Source organism: Leeuwenhoekiella aestuarii (assembly GCF_004104055.1).
In the GTDB taxonomy this organism is placed as follows: Bacteria; Bacteroidota; Bacteroidia; order Flavobacteriales; family Flavobacteriaceae; genus Leeuwenhoekiella; species Leeuwenhoekiella aestuarii.
Genome location: NZ_QOVJ01000015.1, coordinates 1 through 20,066 on the forward strand (window position 1 = coordinate 1; position 20,066 = coordinate 20,066).

General features: G+C 38.3%; 21 protein-coding genes. 6 read left to right on the forward strand and 15 right to left on the reverse strand.

Translation table 11 applies throughout. The annotated features are described in order from the left end of the window. Positions 1–110: 110 nt before the first annotated feature. A complete protein-coding gene (locus tag DSM03_RS18285) occupies positions 111–1,925 on the reverse strand; it encodes an FAD/NAD(P)-binding protein (RefSeq protein ID WP_128762947.1) in 1,815 nt (604 codons plus the stop codon). A 624-nt stretch (positions 1,926–2,549) separates the two neighbouring features. On the opposite strand from DSM03_RS18285, the gene DSM03_RS18290 reads away from it, so the two are divergent. Next, positions 2,550–3,017, forward strand: a complete 468-nt coding sequence (locus DSM03_RS18290; RefSeq protein ID WP_128762948.1) for a DinB family protein — start codon at positions 2,550–2,552, stop codon at positions 3,015–3,017. A 140-nt stretch (positions 3,018–3,157) separates the two neighbouring features. Here the strand turns inward: DSM03_RS18290 and DSM03_RS18295 are convergent, their stop codons facing one another. The 3 genes from DSM03_RS18295 to DSM03_RS18305 all read right to left on the reverse strand — a co-directional run bounded on the left by DSM03_RS18295 (position 3,158) and on the right by DSM03_RS18305 (position 5,207). Next, positions 3,158–3,484 carry a DMT family transporter gene (locus DSM03_RS18295; RefSeq protein WP_128762949.1) on the reverse strand — a complete coding sequence of 109 codons (327 nt, stop codon included), beginning with the start codon at positions 3,482–3,484 and terminating at the stop codon, positions 3,158–3,160. A gap of 100 nt (positions 3,485–3,584) precedes the next feature. Further along, positions 3,585–4,676 carry a ligand-binding sensor domain-containing protein gene (locus DSM03_RS18300; protein WP_128763432.1) on the reverse strand — a complete coding sequence of 364 codons (1,092 nt, stop codon included), beginning with the start codon at positions 4,674–4,676 and terminating at the stop codon, positions 3,585–3,587. Between the two features lie 192 nt (positions 4,677–4,868). Continuing rightward, positions 4,869–5,207: a winged helix-turn-helix transcriptional regulator gene (locus DSM03_RS18305; RefSeq protein WP_128762952.1), complete on the reverse strand. Its 339-nt coding sequence runs from the start codon at positions 5,205–5,207 to the stop codon at positions 4,869–4,871. Between the two features lie 126 nt (positions 5,208–5,333). Here DSM03_RS18305 and DSM03_RS18310 point away from each other — a divergent pair, with 126 nt between their 5' ends. The 3 genes from DSM03_RS18310 (at position 5,334) to DSM03_RS18320 (ending at position 7,418) form a co-directional block, all read left to right on the forward strand. Continuing rightward, positions 5,334–6,086 carry an SDR family NAD(P)-dependent oxidoreductase gene (locus DSM03_RS18310; RefSeq protein WP_128762953.1) on the forward strand — a complete coding sequence of 251 codons (753 nt, stop codon included), beginning with the start codon at positions 5,334–5,336 and terminating at the stop codon, positions 6,084–6,086. Between the two features lie 23 nt (positions 6,087–6,109). Beyond that, positions 6,110–6,856 (forward strand): SDR family NAD(P)-dependent oxidoreductase, encoded by a 747-nt coding sequence (locus tag DSM03_RS18315; RefSeq protein WP_128762954.1) that lies wholly within the window; start codon positions 6,110–6,112, stop codon positions 6,854–6,856. Positions 6,857–6,923: 67 nt separating this feature from the next. Next, a complete protein-coding gene (locus tag DSM03_RS18320) occupies positions 6,924–7,418 on the forward strand; it encodes a VOC family protein (RefSeq protein WP_128762955.1) in 495 nt (164 codons plus the stop codon). Between the two features lie 410 nt (positions 7,419–7,828). Here DSM03_RS18320 and DSM03_RS18325 read toward each other — a convergent pair whose 3' ends face one another. The 11 genes from DSM03_RS18325 to DSM03_RS18375 all read right to left on the reverse strand — a co-directional run bounded on the left by DSM03_RS18325 (position 7,829) and on the right by DSM03_RS18375 (position 17,411). Beyond that, complete coding sequence (locus DSM03_RS18325; protein WP_201740481.1) at positions 7,829–8,263, reverse strand: Crp/Fnr family transcriptional regulator; 435 nt, start codon at positions 8,261–8,263, stop codon at positions 7,829–7,831. A gap of 595 nt (positions 8,264–8,858) precedes the next feature. Further along, positions 8,859–10,271: an alkaline phosphatase gene (locus DSM03_RS18330; protein WP_128762956.1), complete on the reverse strand. Its 1,413-nt coding sequence runs from the start codon at positions 10,269–10,271 to the stop codon at positions 8,859–8,861. A 23-nt stretch (positions 10,272–10,294) separates the two neighbouring features. Further along, positions 10,295–10,729 carry a hypothetical protein gene (locus DSM03_RS18335; RefSeq protein WP_128762957.1) on the reverse strand — a complete coding sequence of 145 codons (435 nt, stop codon included), beginning with the start codon at positions 10,727–10,729 and terminating at the stop codon, positions 10,295–10,297. Further along, positions 10,719–11,963 carry an ABC transporter permease gene (locus DSM03_RS18340; protein ID WP_128762958.1) on the reverse strand — a complete coding sequence of 415 codons (1,245 nt, stop codon included), beginning with the start codon at positions 11,961–11,963 and terminating at the stop codon, positions 10,719–10,721. The genes DSM03_RS18335 and DSM03_RS18340 overlap by 11 nt, the downstream gene beginning before the upstream one ends. After that, positions 11,960–12,589 carry an ATP-binding cassette domain-containing protein gene (locus tag DSM03_RS18345; protein ID WP_128762959.1) on the reverse strand — a complete coding sequence of 210 codons (630 nt, stop codon included), beginning with the start codon at positions 12,587–12,589 and terminating at the stop codon, positions 11,960–11,962. The genes DSM03_RS18340 and DSM03_RS18345 overlap by 4 nt, the downstream gene beginning before the upstream one ends. Positions 12,590–12,613: 24 nt before the next feature. After that, positions 12,614–13,420, reverse strand: a complete 807-nt coding sequence (locus DSM03_RS18350; RefSeq protein WP_128762960.1) for a hypothetical protein — start codon at positions 13,418–13,420, stop codon at positions 12,614–12,616. Between the two features lie 26 nt (positions 13,421–13,446). After that, positions 13,447–14,376, reverse strand: coding sequence for a DUF5829 family protein (locus tag DSM03_RS18355; protein WP_128762961.1), 930 nt, complete (start codon positions 14,374–14,376; stop codon positions 13,447–13,449). A 181-nt stretch (positions 14,377–14,557) separates the two neighbouring features. Further along, a complete protein-coding gene (locus DSM03_RS18360; protein WP_128762962.1) occupies positions 14,558–14,878 on the reverse strand; it encodes a hypothetical protein in 321 nt (106 codons plus the stop codon). Between the two features lie 52 nt (positions 14,879–14,930). Further along, the gene (locus DSM03_RS18365) at positions 14,931–15,836 is read right to left on the reverse strand and encodes an NAD(P)/FAD-dependent oxidoreductase (RefSeq protein WP_128762963.1); all 906 of its coding nucleotides are present in this window, start codon (positions 15,834–15,836) and stop codon (positions 14,931–14,933) included. A 10-nt stretch (positions 15,837–15,846) separates the two neighbouring features. Then, complete coding sequence (locus DSM03_RS18370) at positions 15,847–17,064, reverse strand: GTP-binding protein (RefSeq protein ID WP_128762964.1); 1,218 nt, start codon at positions 17,062–17,064, stop codon at positions 15,847–15,849. An 8-nt stretch (positions 17,065–17,072) separates the two neighbouring features. Then, positions 17,073–17,411 carry a MerC domain-containing protein gene (locus DSM03_RS18375; RefSeq protein WP_128762965.1) on the reverse strand — a complete coding sequence of 113 codons (339 nt, stop codon included), beginning with the start codon at positions 17,409–17,411 and terminating at the stop codon, positions 17,073–17,075. An 830-nt stretch (positions 17,412–18,241) separates the two neighbouring features. Here DSM03_RS18375 and DSM03_RS18380 point away from each other — a divergent pair. Continuing rightward, a complete protein-coding gene (locus tag DSM03_RS18380) occupies positions 18,242–18,697 on the forward strand; it encodes a hypothetical protein (protein WP_128762966.1) in 456 nt (151 codons plus the stop codon). 119 nt (positions 18,698–18,816) lie between these two features. Further along, positions 18,817–20,022 (forward strand): efflux RND transporter periplasmic adaptor subunit, encoded by a 1,206-nt coding sequence (locus tag DSM03_RS18385; RefSeq protein WP_128762967.1) that lies wholly within the window; start codon positions 18,817–18,819, stop codon positions 20,020–20,022. Positions 20,023–20,066: the final 44 nt, after the last annotated feature.

Consider the following 20,066-nt stretch of genomic DNA (forward strand, 5'->3'; position numbering starts at 1 on the left):
CCACAAACAAGATGATTCGAGATTAAAAGAAAGCATGAAGGCTATTTATCATTTTTCATAAAATATAAGCATAACTAGCCGAATATCTTTTATCACCTTTTAAATTCATTTTAGATATTTTCTTCATCATAAATTTTGGATATTTCCTCAATTTCAATAGGGTCTTTTGAATTTTCTAAAGTTGTAGAGCGCCATAATTCGATCAAAATTTTACTAGTTGCATCGCAAGCTTGTAATCCATAGGAATATGGCCTGCAACCCGAAGTGTGTGTAAAACTAATATCATAAATGGAGTCGTTTGGATTTCCATTCGCAGCTACAAGGCGATATCCAGCGTCGATATCTACACCTCCTGTATAGAGGTAAGAAATAGTATTTTCTTTGAAAATTAAATCCTTATCTACTTTACAGGAAAGTTCTTTAACACATTCATCATTCACAAAGGCAGCTCTTGCTTTCCTTACTTTTCCATTTTTTACAAGAGCAGGAAAGGGGAATTGAGATATCTCTAAGTTTTTTTGACCGGTACAATCTACAAACATAGTATATGCATACGTTTCTGCTGTACCGTCTTCTTTTTCAACTTTTAGAACTGTGATCTGTTTTTTCGCATTGGGATCAATTCTGGTAACTTTACCGGAGATTAAGTCAATACAACCTGCATCATAAAGCGCAAGAAGTATGTTTGCTGAAGAAAGAGGTAGGGCTGCAATAACGTTCATCAAAAACGACATTACTTCAAGCTTGAAAAAGAGATGATCTTCTGCGGATAAAAGTTCTGCGTGAAAGTTTAAGCAGTACATCAAATCGTCTAGAGTTTCTTTCCAGTGTATAGGTTTTTTCTCCTCAATCGATTTGCGCGCTGCGACGCGTTCTTTTCGCATTCCTTCAAATGAATCTGTATACTCATGCAAGTCAGACATGCATTGAATAAAATCTTTAAAACCGGTTTGGTCAACTTCTAGATTTTTAGCCAATTCGAGCAGTTTATCTTTTTTTAAAGCCCTGATCAATGCGGGTCTGCAAACCTTATCAAAAAAGGTGTCAATATTAAGAAATCCGTTACGATCTCTAAGTGTCAGTAGCTTTTTACGTGTAGTGTGTCTATAGATTTCACGCTTGGGATATTCTTGCTCATATTGTAAATGTGGAAGCCAGCCACTAGAAGCGTGTAAGAGAATTTTAAAGCCTTTAGCTTGAGGATTCAGTTTAAAAGTGAGTTCGCCATTTCTATTTTGAAACGTGCCGTGTCTATGGGATAACGAAGTAACCACATCAAATGCACTTAAGGAAGCACCTAAAATACCTATGGGTTTTGTATAATAGGTTCCTTTTTGAGGCAGCAGCTTATGAATGGGCCAGGGGGATGAAAAATAGTTGATTGCGACTATATCTTTTTGCTCCCATTGATGACCGGTAGCGATGATAACCTTGTGGAAATTTAGAAAATCAAGCTTTTGGGTCTTTATAATCCAGCTTTTATGTTCTTCATTAAAAACAATGTCTTTTACTGTTTCTTCCTGAATCTGATTTACCTGAATACCCTTTTTAGTCAATCTTTTGATAAGTACCTTATACTGTTCCTGAAAGTACGCACCTAACGCGATACGACTATACACTTCAGCATCGTCTATAGGGAAAACCTTGATATTGTATGCATTTAAGGTCTCAATATCTTGCTTACGTAACCAGTCTCCAAAACTCTCCGGAAGTTCTGGAATTTCTTCTGAAGAGATATTTGCTAGGTTATACCTATCGGTAGTTTCAGGATTGTAAGGCATACCCATTCCCATATAAATCCCTTTTTCAAACACCGCAATCTCTTCAACACTGCATTTAAGATTATAGACATTATCGGCCAGATGTTTTAAAAAATAGAGTGCAGTTGCACCCGATCCTATTAGCGCAATGTTTTTAGTGATCATAGTACTTTAAAATATCGAGTACTTAAATGTATTTAATTAAAAGATCCAAAAAACTTTGAGAGAATAACATTATTAAAATAATAACATAACCAGTTTTTAGGATGCTGTATAATTCTAATTTCTGTAGTATTTATAATCTACCCATAAAAAGACTACTCCACAAAGATTTTATTCAAAAATTAAATCATTTAGGCTCAATTTTGAAATAAAACCTTAGGGCAATCCACTTTTGGCAATTGAAAAAACCTATTGGCAACCCAGCATAAAAGCTGTATTGACTGAGCGGGTTGTTAGTTTGCCTGCTATGAGCCAAAAACAGGAGAACAAGTAGTGTTGGTAGACTGAGGACTGATGGTTCTGGATTATAATCTTAAAAGGTTGTTGAATCTTAGGTTATATTTACAGCTCTTGATTGTCCTATTTGTACGTTTAAGTGCTCATTAAGATTTAAGATCTTTACAAGAAGTATAAGGTTAAACTACATTCTTAAAATAAAAAATAACCCAATATTCGCTTTTTATTTGATATCGAAGGCGCTTCAACTATTTTTAAAGTTTAAACTGGTGGTTTTAAGACAGACTGCCTTGGCTGCAATTTGAAACTCTATTCTCTAAATCAAAGAAAATGACCCAATCAGAACTCATTATTTTAAACTTCACTGAAATAAGGAGAAGAAGTATGAAACTTTGGAGTGGACTACCTGAAAAATATTATAATTGGAAACCTGACCAAAAAGCAATGAGTGTATCAGAAATGATAAGACACGTTTTAAAGGCTGATTGTGGCTGGAATATCATTATTAATCAGGGAGATATGACCAATTACAAAGCTCCTTGGAAAAACCGACCATTCATAAACCTAAGAAATGAACTTGAATTTGCTGAGCCATTTAGAAAAACATTTTTAGAAAGTATTAGACAGTTTTCAGATAAGAAATTAAACGAAACCGAAATTGTACATCCTGGAAATGGAAGTAAGAAAATCCTTGTGAAATATTTATTGCGTATTGGATATCACGAATCTGTTCACGCAGGACAATTCTTGTCGTATTTAAGAGCAATGAAAATTGATAGACCAAAAATATGGGATTAAAAAAGCTACTCCTAATACTGGCAGCTTAGTTATCGGCTTAACCTTTTTGTTTATTGCTGTAGCAAATTACCTGTTGACAAAATATCCGTTGTTAAAAATATATCGGTGTGGGGAGTATGTGGTTTTACTTTTTAGTCGAATTAGTTTGATACTACTTTGAGCCCTATAACTGAACATATTAATGTAGTTATAAAAAATAATCTCCACAGTGTAACTGGTTCTTTAAAAAATAAAATTCCAACTAAAACTGTTCCTACGGCACCAATTCCTGTCCAAACTGCATAAGCAGTTCCTATAGGTAATTGCTGAGTTACTTTCACCAGTAAAAACATACTCATCCCTAAACAAATCAGGAATCCGATATACCAATAGGTAGCTTCAATTCCAGTCGATTCTTTTGCTTTTCCTAGACAAGCTGCAAATGCAACTTCAAATAGTCCAGCAATTATTAGCAGGATCCAATTCATTCCTTAATGATTTTTATTACTTCTATTTTATTTTGTTTTTGCATCGCTGCCTTCCTCAAATAAGCTGTGATTTTATATACCGTGCTTTCTCTAGAATTTTTCAATTACACTTAAAACTTACTTTTATTAGACCATAATCAGGTGCAGAAAGCCATACGGTTTCTCCATCAATCTCTATATCACTAATGTATAAATTAGGGAAATTTTCAATTTCACTAGATAGTACAAACCATTTTTCTCCGTTATAAACCGATAATTCGTACCCTAAATTAAATTGTGGTTCTGTAGATGTAGCGACCCAAAGATTTCCATTGCAATCAAACTCCATAGCGGTGACTCGATTGGTTGCTTCACCTGACTTTGCCGGATTATGATCCTTAAAATCATTGTTGATTAAATTTTGTATTCCTCCGTGAAGGTTTATATCATTTAAGTAAACAGCAGCATCAGTTCCTGACCATATAGAGCCTGATGCATCATTTTTTAGGGTTGTTATCCAATTGTAATTTAAATTGGAGTTATCTGTATTGTATACCTTTTCCTGCCCATCCGTACTTTTTTTCCAGATGCCACCGTCACCATTAACCATTCCGTGACCCGTCCATACGGTTCCGTCTTCAGTGATATGAATATCATTTATAATGCCATTAGGAATATCACTATTATCAGGTGTAAACAGCTGCCAATTATTTTCGGTTTGATCAAATCTTATAAGCCCTCCTTCTTCTGCATTACCGTTTTCAAACCATATTGTATTTGTTTTATCTACTGCAACACTAAATGCCTTATCTAAGGTCATAGCTGAGTTTGATGAATTATATATTGTTATGTCAGTTTTATAATTGAATAACCCATTTACAGTTCCTCCCCAAACGAATCCGTTACTATCAGAAGCTATAGAATAGATTATATCATCAGGTATTTGAGAGTTTTCCGTAGTCAGTTGCGATGCATTTTCACCTTGAATTTTTATCAATCCGTTACCAAAAGTACCAACCCAAAGCACTTTGTCTTTATCTATGTGAAGCCGAAAAGCCTTATCGATGTTTACACCTTCAAGTTCAGTGATCAACTCCCAGGACGTGATACCTAAGGGCTGATTTAGTCCCAGAACTCTATCTTCATTAGTACAACTATTTAAAACTAAAAAAGATGCTATTAAATACACGTTTATAACTTTTGACCTATTCATTTTTTTAATTTGTAGATAATGGTTTTTAGCGTAGACAGTTCACAGGTGTATTACCAGGTTATGTCTACTTAAAATAAATATAGCTAAAACATTGAATAGTAATTAAGTATTCAGCCGTAATTGGCTATGCATCGTGTTGGCGGTAGTGTTTTTATTTGAATAAGTTTCTGAATCCTAAGCTAAAATGTTTTTTTAGCTTCTTCCCATTTTTTTATCTCCCCATTCCTTAAGGTAACTAATGAATGGAATCAGTTCTTTACCAATTTCTGATAATGAATATTCCACCTTTGGGGGGACTTGGTGATAGACTTTTCTATTGATTAAATTATCTTTTTCCATTTCCCTGAGGGTTTGTGTCAGCATTTTAGTGGTGATGTCAGATAGATTTCTTCCCAACTCCCCATAACGCAGCATGTTATTTTCGTGTAATGCCCATAAAATCCTGCCTTTATACTTTCCTCCAATACGTCTAAAAGCATAATCTACCGAACAAGTAGGAGCCTCAGAACATTTTTTACTTTTTTTCTTCATTTTATATTGAATTAAGTATTTGATAATCAATAATACATACCTTTTAGTAGGTAAGATACATTTTAGTACATACTTGTCACAAGTATACATACTATCTAAGTTTGTTCCAACAAAAAGTATGTAAAAATGAATTTACAATTGAAAGATAAAGTAGCAATAGTTACAGGTTCATCTAAAGGCATTGGTGCCGGGATTGCCAAAGCATTTGCAATGGCAGGAGCAAAAGTGGTCGTCAACTACGCACAGAATCAAGTGAGGGCAAAAAAAGTTGTAGAAGAAATTATAAATTTTGGCGGTAATGCAATCGCTATACAGGCAAATGTTTCTAAATCGGATGACGTTAAGCGCCTATTTGATGAGACTATAACAGCATTTGAAAGAATAGATATACTGGTTAATAATGCCGGTATTTATGATATTGTTTTGCTGGAAGACATTACAACTGAAGTTTTACAGGCTAATCTCGATACCAATTTGATAGGGACCATTTTGTGTACAAAAAAAGCAGCATCCTTAATGGACAGTTCCGGGGGAAGTATTATCAATATTAGTTCTACCGTTAGTACAAACCCTATGCCTGGAACTCTGATTTATGCGGCGACAAAAGCTGCTGTGGACAACGTGACCAAAGTCCTTGCAAAGGAACTCGGACCTAAGAAGATACGGGTTAATACCATCTCACCCGGCATTACTGAAACAGAAGGCTCCCACGAAAAAGGCTTTATGGGAGGAGAATGGGAAGCGCAGCTTTTAGCACAGGTTCCTCTTGGTCGTATAGGACAACCTACAGACATTGCTAAGGTGGCCGTCTTTTTGGCATCAGATGATGCTGGCTGGGTAACAGGAGAAAGAATCCAAGTTGCCGGAGGTCAATTGTAATATTAAAATTTAATAACAGAAATATGAAACTTAAAGGTAAAGTGGCGGTAATCACCGGATCATCAAAAGGCATAGGCGCTGGAATAGCTAAAGAATTTGCAAGAGAAGGAGCAAGCGTAGTGGTGAATTATTCATCAAGCAAAGAATATGCAGATAAAGTGGTAGATGAGATAATGCAAAATGGTGGAACAGCTATGGCGGTACAAGCCGATATATCTAACATCACAGATATAACAAAACTTTTTGAGGAAACTAAAAAGGCTTATGGTAGCTTAGATATCCTGGTAAATAATGCCAGTGTATGGAGGTATGAAATGCTGGAGAATATTAGCGAGGAAAGCTTTTTGTTACAAATACGTACCGGACTAATGGCACATATGTTTACCTCACAGCAGGCGGTAAAAATGTTTGGTAAAGAAGGGGGTAGCATCATTAACTTAAGTTCAACGATAAGTCTCAATCCTATCCCGGGGACTTTAATATACTGCGCTGTTAAAGCAGGTGTGGATAGCATTGCAAAAACATTAGCTAAAGAACTGGGTCCTAAAAATATCAGGGTTAATACCATTGCACCGGGTATGACAGAGTCAGAAGGTTCTACGGCAGATGGCAGACCAGGTAGTGCGATGGAAAAATATTATCTCGATCAGACGCCATTGGGACGTATTGGCTTACCGGTAGATATTGCAAAAGTTGCTGTTTTTCTTGCTTCAGATGAAGCAGCTTGGGTTACAGGAGAAAGAATCAGTGTATCTGGAGGAATGCTTTAAAATAAAAACAATTCTAATGAGTGAGTATTCCAATCTCTTCACTCTAAATAATTAAAATCCTAAACAAATGAATGAAATTAAATATCCAAGATCTTTTTCCCATATAGGAATTACCGTTCCGGATATAAATAAAGCGGTACAGTTTTACAAAGAGGTAATGGGGTGGTATGTTATTATGCCTCCGATGAACGTCAAAAAAGAAAGTGGAATGGGGCAAATGACCAAAGCGGTTTTCGGTGAGGATTGGGACGAATTTGATATTGCACATCTGTCAACTTCAGACAGCATAGGCATAGAGTTATTTTCCTTCCCGCACGGAATTAAGGAAGGTCCCGGTTTTAAACCGTTTGATACCGGACTTTTTCACTTTGCAGTGCAAGACCCGGATGTAGAAAATTTAACTAAAAAAATAGTAGAACAAGGAGGGCAACAAAGAATGCCAGTAACAGATCTTTTTCCTGATGATAAATCGTATAAGATGGTTTACGTGGAAGATCCATTTGGGGTGGTTTTTGAGATCTACAGTCATAGTTATGAAGTGATGATCAAATCTATGTTGTAGGCAGAAAGGTAGATCTAATAATTCCTCTGGGGCTTGGTCTCAGAGGAATTAACCTTTATTATAGTTGTAAACACGCAATGAGCTTTGAGTAAGCACTATACCGCAATTATTTTATACCAAGAGTTTTTATTTAAGAGCTATTAAGTGTGTTTCATCATTTAAAACTCTTTTAAAAGTTCTAACTACCAAATCTAGATCCTGTATTGTCGTTTTAATATGGCAAACTTGAAGAAAGCAAAAGTATATTGCATTTACATAGGTTGATAAATGCTACTTCTCGGACATTTTTTTTCAAATTCGGCTAAGCTGTGTGGGTGTGATGCCTAGGTAAGACGCGATGGGGTATTGCGGAATGAGTTTTTTCAGCACGGGAAATTCTTCTTAAAATATCTGATACCGTTTTTCAGCACTTAATAATACAATTTCAATTTCCGGCTGTTCTTTTTGTAGGAAAAACTGTTCGCTAAAATTCGAGCACCGCGTTCAATGTCAGGGCAGGTTTCATATAATTTTTGCAGGTCTGTAAACCTTGCCACAAGTATGTTGCAATCTGTTAATGCCAGATGAATAATCTGATTAGGATAGCCTGTTATCAAAGAGGAATAACCACCGATAAAACAAGGATTGATAAAAAAATGCTTATTGTATTCAAAGGCTTCCTCGTCTCGGTAAATCGACCGTATAATACCATTTTCTAAGAAAGCTATTTCTTTAGCTCTTTTGGCTTCAATAATAAAATAATGGCCTTTTTTCAAAACTTTGGGTGTGAACAATGCCGAAAATTGATCCCAGCTTTCCGTAGAAATTGGTGTCAGATTATTAAAAAATGTTTTTAAGCTGGCCATTGTTTCTTCTTGTCAATCTGTAGACTTAGCCCTACCTTTAGTCAGTCTGTCTTAAACCCCATGTTTCTGCTTTAAAAGTAGTTGAAGTACCTTTTATATCCAACAAAATGCGAATGTTGGATTCTTTTTGTTTCAATATAAAACAGACAAAAGACTGCTTGTACATTAGTAGTTATAACCGCAGAGACTCATTAAGTGTAACAGATATATACAAAGATTTGAGCTCACATATAGTATACGCAAGTCTTTTCCATTAAAACCTATTGATTGTATTGGACAGAGCCTAATTTTCGGAAGAAATGAATGCTTTCATAACGACTAGTTCTTTTTAAATAAACAATTGATTCTACTTATTCAAGTAGCCCTGCAATTGGTAAATAATACCGTATGCTTGCAAAAGAAAGGAAGTCTATATTTCGAGCTAATTAATAAGATTTGGTATGTATCGCAGTATTTTCTTTCAAGAATAAAGGCCAAAATAGTTTAAGTATTTTGCTTTTAAATTCTGAGCATTTGGTTTATGGATTTGTTTAGGGTCCGTATTGCTTAGATATTCAGGTCAATCTATAATATTAAAATAGCTTTTGTTATAGCTTTAGAAGTTATTTTCAACCTCTGCTGCTTTGAGCATCAGGTAGTGTAGGTCAGTGTTTTTTATAAAAGGTTTCAACTGATCGCTACCGGGCCCATACATGGCAAGTTCGACATAATCTGCCGAATGCTGCATACTGATCCATCCCACCGAATTGTAATGCTTCTGAATCTCGGCAAGGATAGCAAAGGGTAAGTGTCTGGGATTGTAGACCCCATCTTCTGCCACCAAATCGTCATAATACTGTATGATTGTCTGGGCCTCCTCATCTGTAATTCCTATACCATTGGCGTAATTGATACGCTCCTTGATTTGGGATAATGAGGTATCAGGATTAAAACCATTTAAAATCCACTCGTTAGAATGTTTGTAACTCTGAATTGAATCAAAATTGGTGTTGGCATCTTTTCCATAGATCACACCGGGATTTGCATTTCCGTGATCTGTGGTGATGATCACCAGAGTTTCTTTATCTTTTTCAGCAAAATCCATTGCTGTTTTTATGGCCTCGTCAAAAGCAATCTGGTCATAAATGAGCCCCGCAATGTCGTTACCGTGGGCAGCCCAATCTACTTTCCCTCCTTCCACAAGCAGGGTAAAGCCTTGTTTATGATCTTTCATCGCGTCAATGGCTGTCTGAGTCATTTCGGAAAGACTGGGAGATTCTGATTTCAAGGTCTCGTCATTTTCGCGATCAATGGAGTAGGGTAAGGCACCACTACCAAAGACGCCTAGAATCGGCTTCCCGTGTTTCGCAAGGAGCATCTCACCGCGGTTTTTAAAAACCTGATAACCCGCATTTTCATAGGCCCGAAACAGATCTTTATTATCTTTTCGGCCTTCCGCAGAAAAGTTAGTCTGAGCGCCGCCCATAACCACATCAAACTGCTGCTCGAGATACATCTCGGCAATTTCATCCATTGCATTTCGTGATTTGGAGTTGACACAGAATCCTGCCGGTGTGGCGTGTGTCGCAGGAACTGTGGTTACTAGTCCCGCCTTTTTACCTACTTGTTTAAACTTTTGCCAAAGCGGCAGATGGGCTTCACCATTTTTACTCACATTGAGGGATCCATTGGGTACGCGTACTCCACCGCCCCACGAAGAGGCTGCCGCTGCAGAATCGGTCACAATAGAACTAGCCGATGCGGTATCCATAAGGGCTCGTGTTACTTTATTGTCTTTGTATAACTGCATCCAGTTACTGGAGTTTCCGGTATGACGATGCTGGTGTAAATCAGCCATATTCAGCGTACCGGTGCTCATCCCATCGCTTACGAGCATAATGATATTCTTTGCCTTTTTAGTCTTAAAGCTTAAGGCGTGTTCTGTGGCTTTTAGCGAATCAAACGGAGCTAACAACGTGGTACCCAGAGCACCCAGTGTGGTGTTTCTAAAAAAGTTTCTTCGGTTCATTAAAATAGATTTAATAGGAGTTATTACGGGCGTTTTGCCTTGCAATTGGTTAAAATATAATTGAAGTGATTGATGTCATCTGCGTTGAGGTTGAGCACTCCGGTCACGGTCACCACATCATCGGTTTTAAAACCCGATGGATTGTCAAACTGAAGTTCGATTGCTGTTTCGGGTCCCGCAGCACCGCAGAAAAAGCAGGATGACATAGGTGATTTAGAGAGAATGTAAATGTCATTCTCGGGGTCTATATTCAAAAAGAATCCGGTAATGCTTACCTCTTTGCCTTCCAGTGCTTTAAGGACACTCCCAAAATGAGGATACAGAAAATACGCTCCGTATGTGGCAAAATATTTTTCTTCAAAGTTTATTTGGGCGAGATCTTCCCAGATGATGTTTTTTTGGCTAAACCCAAAAAATGAAACAAGCAGAAGGATAAAAAGACAACATTTATTTTGCATTGCTCAATATTTTTGAAACGTTCATTTTTAAAATGGGCAGGATGGCCAGAACTATGGCTATGGTTACGATTATGAGTATTAAAACAACGGTTTTGACCATTTGTACACAGGGGAATTTTAAAAGGATATCTTGATTATAGCCATGCTTGAATGCCGAAAACGCAAGATGCAATCCTACTTGTGATAGCAGGGCTCCGGTAACAAGAGCTATGAGCACGAGCAGAAAACCTTCGTAAGCAACGATACGAATGAGCTGAAAATTGCTTGCCCCGTAGGTACGCATCAGCGCCAAATCAAAAGCACGCTCCTGTATCATTTTAAACAGGCTTATGAAAATAGTTATACACGATATCGCTAGAATGATATAGGCAATCCACGAGATAGCTCTTACACCAATTCCTGTGAAATTAAACAGACGCTCCAGCTCATATCGGGGTAATGCGGCCTGCATACTGGTTTCTTTATTGATACGTCTGGGCATGGTTAACGTACCCATCGCGTTGCGAAAGGAAACCAGCATCGAAGTGATTTCTCTTTCGTGTTCTTCCTCGTGGTGTGCTGCTCCCTGCACATCGCCGTGGTGTTTCTCAGTGTGCTCTTCATCTTGATGTTCTTTACGGTGTACGTGAACGTCCCATATGCTTTCAAGTGGAGTAACAATGAGTTTGTCAATGACTTTATAGGTAGGTTTGTAGACGCCTACAACGGTCAGGGGATGCTTATGTACTTCAACAGTATTTTCAGTAAGCCCGTGTGAACTCATAAAAGTGTCGCCTATTTTTAGGCCGGTTTCTTCCGCAACGGTGCTGCCCAAAATCACTTCCATTGATTGGTTGACTTCTTCACCTTCCGCAAATTCGGCCTCATATAAATCGGCGAATTCTTTATTTGTACCCAATATCCTGAAGCCTTTGTAATTATCACCATAAGAGATGGGAACGGCATTTTTGATAAGAGGGTTTTTGGTAATTTTTTCGGCTTCCGTTAAAGAAATGTTTCCTGTAGGATTGTCCATATGCAGCACACTTGCGAGCACCAGTTGTAATGGACTGCCTTTTGCGCCAAGCACCATATCCACATCGCCCAGGCTGTTTTCAAACTGGTTTTGAATGGAAGTATCCAGCTGCTGAATACTCAGCAGCAACCCGATGCTTATGGAAAGCGAAAGCACGCTGAGAAAAGCATACAGCGGTTTGTGGAAAATATTACTTAAGCTGATTTTCCAAATGTTCATAGCGTAATGATGTTTTGAAATAGAGGTTTTATGCGAGTATCGTGTGTAATGACAATGAGATTGGCCTTCTGCTGTGCAGCCTGCTCCAGTAGCAGCCGCATCACCAGCTCGCAATTCACATCATCAAGGCTGGAGGTAGGCTCATCGGCCAGAATCACTTTGGGTTGGTGAACTACGGCAAGGGCAATAGTCAGGCGTTGCAGTTGACCTTCACTCAATTGATTGACCTTCTTAAATTTTTGAGCTGTTAAACCCAGTTGTTCCAGCAAGTTATGCGACTGTTCTTTTTTGACTTTGACTTCGGAAAAATACAGTCGAGCTTCCAGATTTTCCAGTAGGTTGAGTGAGCGAATGGCATAATTCTTTTGAAAAACCATGCCGATATGTTGCCCGGTAAATCTGTCGCGTTTCCTAACAGAAAGTTCCTGCAATTCTATACCCTCAACGGTAACGGCTCCGGATTTTGGCTTGAGCAACCCTGCCATAAGATGCAGCAGAGTCGTCTTGCCTATTCCTGATTTGCCGAGAACCAGTAGGTTTTCCTTCCTTCCCAAATTGATATCCGGAAACCGCAAGGTTTCAAGAGTAGGGGAGTATTGAAAAGAGAGGTTTTGAGTTTGAATCATATTTAGGGGTGATTCGGCTAAAAGTTATTCTAAAGTTACCGTGCGTTCTACAGTGTTGAAATCTCCGGGGATACCATTACCGTCCTTGTCCAGGAGTTCGAGTTTGATGCTAATGGCTCCTTTAGGCAGCCCTTTTACAACATACGGTACCCACTCGGTCAGCTCAAATTCCACTCCATTGATGGTTGCTTTAACATAGTTTCCACCTTTTGAGAGGCTGGTGTTCAACAGATAAAAATCCAGTAACAGATTTTTGGTATCCACGCCGCTATAGGTTCCTTTGGGACGGCTGTATATCAAGGTGGGTTTACTGAAGTCAACATCAGGAGCATCAGCAGACTCCTGACCTACAATTACTTTTTCAGCGACAAAGGCATTCGGGTTTTTTAAACTCTCGTGATACGAGCGGCTTAAAAAAGCAATCAGAAAGTGTGTGCCTTCTTCCAGTTCTTTTTTGAACGTCGGCTCATAATGTGCAGAATAGGGATCGTTGTCCACGATAAAGTGAATGTGCTGCCCTTTAGCAGAGTTTGCGAGATTTCCGGTTATTTCAGAATCGGTTTGTGCGCCAAGCTCATAATTTTTGACGTCAAAAGCAAAGTCGATTCCACCTTCGGTAAGTTTAACGGTTTCTGTGGTAGGTTTTGTGATAGTTAGAGCAGCGTCTGCATAGGCAGGCGAACCTTCCAGTTTCTCAATAGTAATGGGTGTCGCAGTAGTTTCTTCTGCAGCTTCAACCTCGGTTTCCATTTCGCTTTCTTTGGGCTTATCCTTACAGCCCGTGGCAAGAATAATTAAAAGGGTTAAAAGGCTTACAAATTTAATTTTCATAGTATTTGGTGTTTAAAGTGTTTGGATTAATGGAGTAACCATACAGTTTTGTACCCTGTATTTGTTATGGTCAGATTTTTAAATGCTAAAGTTCGATTGTCAGGTTCATTGAGCGTACCGGCAATGATGGTAATCTTACTCTTTTCAAGCTCTTCATCCAGACGAATGCTCAATTTGAGTCCGTCAACTATATAGAGCAGGTCATTATTATTTTTTCCGGCGAGGGAGCATCCCAGGAGTTGTAGTTCGCGTGCAATCCTAAAGTGGTCTGCACGGTTGCAATGCATCTCGATTCCGGTAATTTCGTTAAACAATTTTTTGGGATGATAGGCAGTTTTTAAAAATTCTTCGCTGGAGTATTCTGCGATTTCTTCTTGGTGTAAATGCTCCAAGAACTCCGGATTGTAATAAGCATACCAGGTACTGAGATTGGTCGCCATTCCGTAGGTGTAAAATGCTTTGTACCAAACGGATAAGGTGCTGTTAATTCTAAAAGAAACCGTATCTGCTTCTTTCAGGAATTTAGTCCCTGTTTCGTTAAGTTTTGGGACATTGGCGAGCGAGAACCCTTTTATTTCGCTTAAAGCGAAACCAATACCGCTTTTTCCTACCGGTTCATTAAATGCATTTTCTGGGCCCAACAGCTCAATGTATTGGTTCTTTCCTCGCAGGTAAGCAGAAGTTGAATTTTTATCAATACGTGTGAAATCAGGAATACCCTGATCCAGATTGGCATAATTCTCCAAAATGAAATCGCTCGCCTTGAGCTGAGCAAAGGTTAAGCTGTCTAGTGTAATGTAAAAATGATCAAGACGGACTTTGTTCAACGATTTACGGAAGGTTTTTGAAATCCGTTTTTGGTCTATTAGAGTGTCTTCCTTCTTTTGCGTGGGATTGTTACAACCTACACAAAGAAACAGAGTTATAAGTAGATGCCTTAAGAAATACTTGCCCATAAAATATGGCTTTTTGTTTTCCTCAAGCAGAGGAAACTATTCTAAAAAGTGTTTGATATTATCAATGCAAGCGTGTCGCTTGAAAGGGGGGATTAGGAACACTAAGGCGGTTGAAACCGCGTTGTTTTTTGAGTAAATTGAAAATCAAACGATTACCACCTACATAAAAGACGGAATGATCCTAAACTAAACTATTTATGCCTGCTGGAGGAGGTCTTGAAAAAATTGGATTTGCGGTGAAGTTATCGCAAAATATAAAAGTATAACAGTCAACTATTTGCTTCTTGACCAGTATTTGTGAAGAATTACTTTGAAATCCAAGGGTTTCTGCTAGAAGCGCTGGTTGAAAAAGGTTTCCCATTACAGCCTGCTCACAAAGCTTACACTGAACGAGATGCTCTTTATCGCCATCGTGCGTGAGCACGTGTAGCCCTACTAGTTTCATCGAAATGAAAAGTGCCAGCAATACGAGCGAAATCCTATTTTTTACAGTTTTGAGCATATTTTATATCTAATAAATGTATAATACGATTTATTGGTAACCTGCTTTGAAGCTAAAAATCTTCAAGCGTTAACTCATGATTGATCATGGCTCCGGCTACATTGCCGGCAGCAACGGCATAAGCTACAGAACGCATCCTGCTAGTATTATCGCCACACGCATAGATACCCGGGACACTGGTTTTTTGAAAATGATCTACTTCGATATGACCCGATTCGGTGAGTGTACAACCTAATTTTTCTGGAATGTTTGAATGTTGTTCAAAGGGTAGAGCGGCATAGAGCGCTTTTAATTCTAGGAAAGAGCCATCTTCAAAGCGTAGCGTTTCCAGTTGGCCGTTTTCATGCGCTAAGGAGACAGCCGGGGTTTCTATAATTCGGATCTCGTTTTTGTGGAGTTTGCTTACCTGCTCGTCATTAAAATCAGGTTTTCCCTGTGTCAAAATACTCAGGTTATTGGTGAGGTTACGTACCAAACCGGCCATATGAAACGCTTGCTCTCCATTGGCTAGTATCGCGGTTTTTTCAGATTTAAATTCATACCCATGGCAATACGGGCAATGAATGGCAGAAATTCCCCAGCACTCGGCAAAACCTTCGATATCTGGCATAATATCTTTGATCCCGGTTGCAAACAAGAGTTTTCGGGAACGGAAGGTTTTACAGGCTTCCGTTAAAATCTCAAAACCGGCTGCTGTTTTTTTTCCAAGTAGCGCGTAATCTTCTAAAAAGTCGACATTTTTATAACTTAAGACCTGCTCTTTAGCTTTTTGAGCAATACGATGGGGCTGTTCTCCATCTTGGGTGATGAAATTATGAGAATGCGGGGTTTGCCAGTTACACGGGTTTCCGCCATCAAGAATTAAAACAGAACGCAGGGAGCGTCCAAGGGCCATAGCAGCCGAAAGACCGGAGTAGCTGCCGCCGATAATGATCACGTCGTAGGTTGATTTATACATAAATAGTGTATTAGGGATTTGAAGTTTGATATCGCGGAATGGGCCAAGTATCTTTGAGATTTAAAGTACCTTTTTTCCAGCATTCCAACTCAGACTCCGCCAGCAAACAGGCCTCCAACTGTTGGGTAATGGTTTTTACATCCAGATGTTGACCGATAAAAACAAGTTCGTTTTTGCGGTCTCCAAACTGAGGATCCCAATCTCTTTCGATCAGGGACTGATTAGCCGTAAAAGCAGTATAGCTGATACGTTCGGTAAATGGCATAGAAGCCCACCAAACCCCTGCCGGATCTGTTTTTAGAGAACCTCCTGCAGAACTCCAGATAAAAGCCTGTTCCGGACGGGAGGCCAGCCAGAATAAACCTTTGCTGCGTAGAATTGATGTGGGAAAACGGTGTTGTACGTAATTGAAGAACCGTTCGGAATGAAAGGGCTTTTTGCTTCGGAATACAAAAGAACCGATACCGTATTCTTCAGTCTCAGGCGTATGTTCACGTTCTAACTCCCGAATCCATCCCGCTGAGGTTTCAGCTTTTTCAAAATCAAAAAGCCCAGTGTGGATCACTTCTTTTAAATCGACTTCAGAGTTTATAGTTGGAATAATACGCGCTTCAGGGTTGAGCTTGAAGAGAACATCATACAGGTTACGCAACTCGGCTTCGGTCACGAGATCGACCTTATTGAGCAGGATTACATTTGCAAATTCTACCTGATCGGTAAGCAGGTTTACAATGGTACGATCATCCCCCTCCATATCAGTTAAATTTCGATCGGTTAAATAGTGAATACTTGAGAAATCTTTTAAAAAGTTAAAAGCGTCTACTACGGTCACCATAGTATCTACATAGCTGAAATGACTCAGGTCAATGTTGCCGTCCTCACTTTCAAAGCTAAAGGTCTGAGCCACGGGAATAGGTTCTGAAATACCGGTACTTTCAATGAGCAGATAGTCAAACTTTTCTGCTTTAGCGAGTTTTTCAACCTCAAAAATCAGGTCTTCCCTCAAGGTACAACAAATACAACCATTACTCATCTCTACCAGTTTTTCTTCGGTACGGGATAAGGTGTTTTCATTTTCAACCAGTTGGGCATCAATGTTTACCTCACTCATGTCGTTGACAATGACCGCGACTTTCAGACCCTGCTTATTATGAAGGATGTGATTGAGCAGGGTGGTTTTGCCTGCTCCAAGAAAACCGCTCAAAACGGTTACGGGTAATTTTTTCATGGTATGGTTTAGTGTTTGTGATTGCTATAATTGAAAAGATGTCCACTTATCAAGCCTATAGCACCAAAATAGATAAGTGACGTGTCCTGATGTAAAAAAACTTCAAAAGCAATTGCTGCAGCAATTAAAGTCCAGGAAACAGCGATTAAAATTTTGAGATAAACAGGAGCGTTACTCCGCACTACCTGGATTACAGGAAACAATCCTATGGCTAAAAAGCTGATATCAATTAAAGGATTATGGGATAGTTCTAAAGGAAGCAGGAAGAGTACTGGCGCGAGTATGCAATGGATTAGACAAAGAAAGGCGGCATACACACCGATGATGTCAAAGTATTTTGCTTTCATACTGAATTATATTAATGCAACGTTGTTGCAAAAATAACATTTGTTTGTTTTTAAACGCAACATTGTTGCATTAAATTTGTTTTTTGAGAAAAATTGTTGCGAGTGAGGCTATTCTAAACCTTATGAACAGCTCTGAGGTGGTGGTTTTTGATACCCATTTAACTACAGAAATTGGGACGTAGCAGCAGTATTACAATTCCCAAAAGCTTTTGACGAATACAAAAAATAGCCAAGTATTATTTGTGCTCCTAAAATAAGCAGTTATAAAGAACATACTCACGGAAATGTTTAAGGAAAAACATGGGTGGAATCTGGATCTGTAGGGTTGGCTCTTAAAAAAAGGATTTGAACTTTTTAGAAATGCAGTTTCTAAAAACCAACTCAAAGCAATTAGTGAGGCATTGTAGAAAGTGAATCAGCTGTTCAAAGAAAATTTATAACAATAAAACAACGTCATTTCCTGAAATAGGTTGACCAAAATAACAAAGGGCTATTTCTTTCATTTAAATAAAACTAGCCCCAAACTATGAGGTAGTTTTATCAATTTTCTTTAGAAATTCATTAAGCGATTTCGGGAATTGGAATATAGATTACTGATAATATCTGAGTAAAGGTACAATAAACCCGTTACGCCTATAAAACTTCAGGCAGAGTATCTATTGAAGCAGTATCTGAATTTAGCGATATCAATGGGCTTATTCCTTTCAATATCACACTAAAGTTCGATTATGTAGATTTTGGTCATTATAACCTTGTTTTTGGTCGCCCTTACGAAAGGCTGTAAAAATACCTTTGTATCGTAAAAGAGGTATAACTAAAAACCGGAAGAGATGAAAACTAGAAAACAAATTTTAGCAACAACATTATTCCTATTCACTACATTGCTGTTAACTGTAAACACTTCAGCTCAGGTAAACCATCTATCAACCAAAATAGTAGACTTAGATACAGTTAATGTGAATTATAAAAGCGCTGAAGTGAACGATTTTGTTTCAGATATTATTACTGATAAAGACTTTAAATACCGCAAAGCATTAAAAGAATCAAGATCTAGTAATAAATACTATACATTAGGTGATGTTGAGATCACAGAAGCAAATCTTTTAAAGCACTTTAAAAAAGCCGCTCGTAAATCTGATTCTGCAGAGGCGTTTGCTCTTTACTTTAAAAACATAAACTTAAGCTTTATAGCTACAATTGATCAGTATGTTTTAGAACAGCTCTACAATACGATAAGACAGACCACTTTTAATGGTTTTCTAGACAACTGGCAAAAATATTACTAGAGTATTCTTATCAAAAAAATAGATTTTGGTCATTTATACAAACATATTGATCACTCATACGTCTTTCACCCCTCTTAAATTTGCCAATCAAAATACAACCTGTTTAAACTCAAATTAAAATGAAAACACTGGATCTCAATACAAAAAAAATAGCCGTAAATATCCTTACGGTTGCAGGACTTTTATTACTACTATTTTTAATTCTTTCGTTTACTAATGAAAGCACTGAAGAAAATTCAGAACCGGCTGCTACATCTCAGGCAATGCCGGTAGAAGTAGCTAATCCCGTTTTTGATAAAATAACCGAATGGGATGAATATACAGGTCGCTTTGAAGCAAGTGACCGCGTAGATGTACGTGCTCGTGTAAGTGGTTTTTTAGATCGTGTTGACTTTACAGATGGCCAGTACGTTAAAAAAGGAGAAGTACTGTTTACTTTAGATGACAGGCCTTTTAAAATCGCATTATCTCAAGCCACAGCAGAATACAGCCAGGCACAGGCGTCTTTAAAAACAGCACAGGATAATTACAACAGAGTAGAATCTTTAAGGGAATCCGGGGCTTTATCAATTGAGGAGTATGACCGTAGAAAACAAGCATTGGCTTTTGCACAGGCAAGTGTTGCCCTGTCTCAATCTCATGTAGATAAAGCAAAATTAGATTTGCAGTTTACACGAGTTACCGCTCCGATTTCCGGACTGGTTAGCAGGCATATGGTGAATGAGGGAAATCTTATAGACGGTGGTACTTCTAATGCGACTTTACTTACTACAATTGTGGCGACAAGCCCTATCTATTTTTACTTTACAGGAAGTGAATCTGATTATTTACGATACGTACGTTTAGCACGTAATGGCGAACGCGGTTCTATGCGTTCTGAAGCGTTGCCGGTAAGCATTAAATTACAGGATGAAACTGAATTTTTACACGATGCAAAAATGGACTTCGTAGATAATGAGATCGATAACAGTACCGGAACGATAGAAAGCAGAGCAATTTTAGATAATAAAGATCAGCTTTTAGAACCGGGTATGTTTGGTAAAGCACGATTAATGGGTAGTGCCGAGCACGAGGCATTAATGATTTCTGATGACGTCATTGGTACCAATCAATCCCTTCGTTTTGTTTACGTCTTGGGCGAAAACAATACAGTGGAAGTAAAAAATGTCACGCTGGGGCCGCTTCACAGCAACGGCTTGAGAATTGTTAGAGAAGGCTTGGCCAAAGAAGATAAATTAATAGTAAATAATATTCAGAAAATACGTCCGGGAATGGTCATCTCACCCGTTGAAACTTCGTTTACGGGAAGCTCTTCTGAAAAATAAACTGTTATTAAAACAACAGCTAACCTGCTTATTTAGAAAATTCT

Coding starts and splice junctions, on each gene's coding strand:
- DSM03_RS18320 (WP_128762955.1), top strand. CDS start 6,924: ATGAATGAAATTAAATATCCAAGATCTTTTTCCCATATAGGAATTACC.
- DSM03_RS18350 (WP_128762960.1), bottom strand. CDS start 13,420: ATGAAAATTAAATTTGTAAGCCTTTTAACCCTTTTAATTATTCTTGCC.
- DSM03_RS18335 (WP_128762957.1), bottom strand. CDS start 10,729: ATGCAAAATAAATGTTGTCTTTTTATCCTTCTGCTTGTTTCATTTTTT.
- DSM03_RS18325 (WP_201740481.1), bottom strand. CDS start 8,263: ATGGCCAGCTTAAAAACATTTTTTAATAATCTGACACCAATTTCTACG.
- DSM03_RS18305 (WP_128762952.1), bottom strand. CDS start 5,207: ATGAAGAAAAAAAGTAAAAAATGTTCTGAGGCTCCTACTTGTTCGGTA.
- DSM03_RS18315 (WP_128762954.1), top strand. CDS start 6,110: ATGAAACTTAAAGGTAAAGTGGCGGTAATCACCGGATCATCAAAAGGC.
- DSM03_RS18355 (WP_128762961.1), bottom strand. CDS start 14,376: ATGGGCAAGTATTTCTTAAGGCATCTACTTATAACTCTGTTTCTTTGT.
- DSM03_RS18330 (WP_128762956.1), bottom strand. CDS start 10,271: ATGAACCGAAGAAACTTTTTTAGAAACACCACACTGGGTGCTCTGGGT.
- DSM03_RS18290 (WP_128762948.1), top strand. CDS start 2,550: ATGACCCAATCAGAACTCATTATTTTAAACTTCACTGAAATAAGGAGA.
- DSM03_RS18380 (WP_128762966.1), top strand. CDS start 18,242: ATGAAAACTAGAAAACAAATTTTAGCAACAACATTATTCCTATTCACT.
- DSM03_RS18370 (WP_128762964.1), bottom strand. CDS start 17,064: ATGAAAAAATTACCCGTAACCGTTTTGAGCGGTTTTCTTGGAGCAGGC.
- DSM03_RS18365 (WP_128762963.1), bottom strand. CDS start 15,836: ATGTATAAATCAACCTACGACGTGATCATTATCGGCGGCAGCTACTCC.
- DSM03_RS18375 (WP_128762965.1), bottom strand. CDS start 17,411: ATGAAAGCAAAATACTTTGACATCATCGGTGTGTATGCCGCCTTTCTT.
- DSM03_RS18300 (WP_128763432.1), bottom strand. CDS start 4,676: ATGAATAGGTCAAAAGTTATAAACGTGTATTTAATAGCATCTTTTTTA.
- DSM03_RS18345 (WP_128762959.1), bottom strand. CDS start 12,589: ATGATTCAAACTCAAAACCTCTCTTTTCAATACTCCCCTACTCTTGAA.
- DSM03_RS18295 (WP_128762949.1), bottom strand. CDS start 3,484: ATGAATTGGATCCTGCTAATAATTGCTGGACTATTTGAAGTTGCATTT.
- DSM03_RS18385 (WP_128762967.1), top strand. CDS start 18,817: ATGAAAACACTGGATCTCAATACAAAAAAAATAGCCGTAAATATCCTT.
- DSM03_RS18310 (WP_128762953.1), top strand. CDS start 5,334: ATGAATTTACAATTGAAAGATAAAGTAGCAATAGTTACAGGTTCATCT.
- DSM03_RS18360 (WP_128762962.1), bottom strand. CDS start 14,878: ATGCTCAAAACTGTAAAAAATAGGATTTCGCTCGTATTGCTGGCACTT.
- DSM03_RS18340 (WP_128762958.1), bottom strand. CDS start 11,963: ATGAACATTTGGAAAATCAGCTTAAGTAATATTTTCCACAAACCGCTG.
- DSM03_RS18285 (WP_128762947.1), bottom strand. CDS start 1,925: ATGATCACTAAAAACATTGCGCTAATAGGATCGGGTGCAACTGCACTC.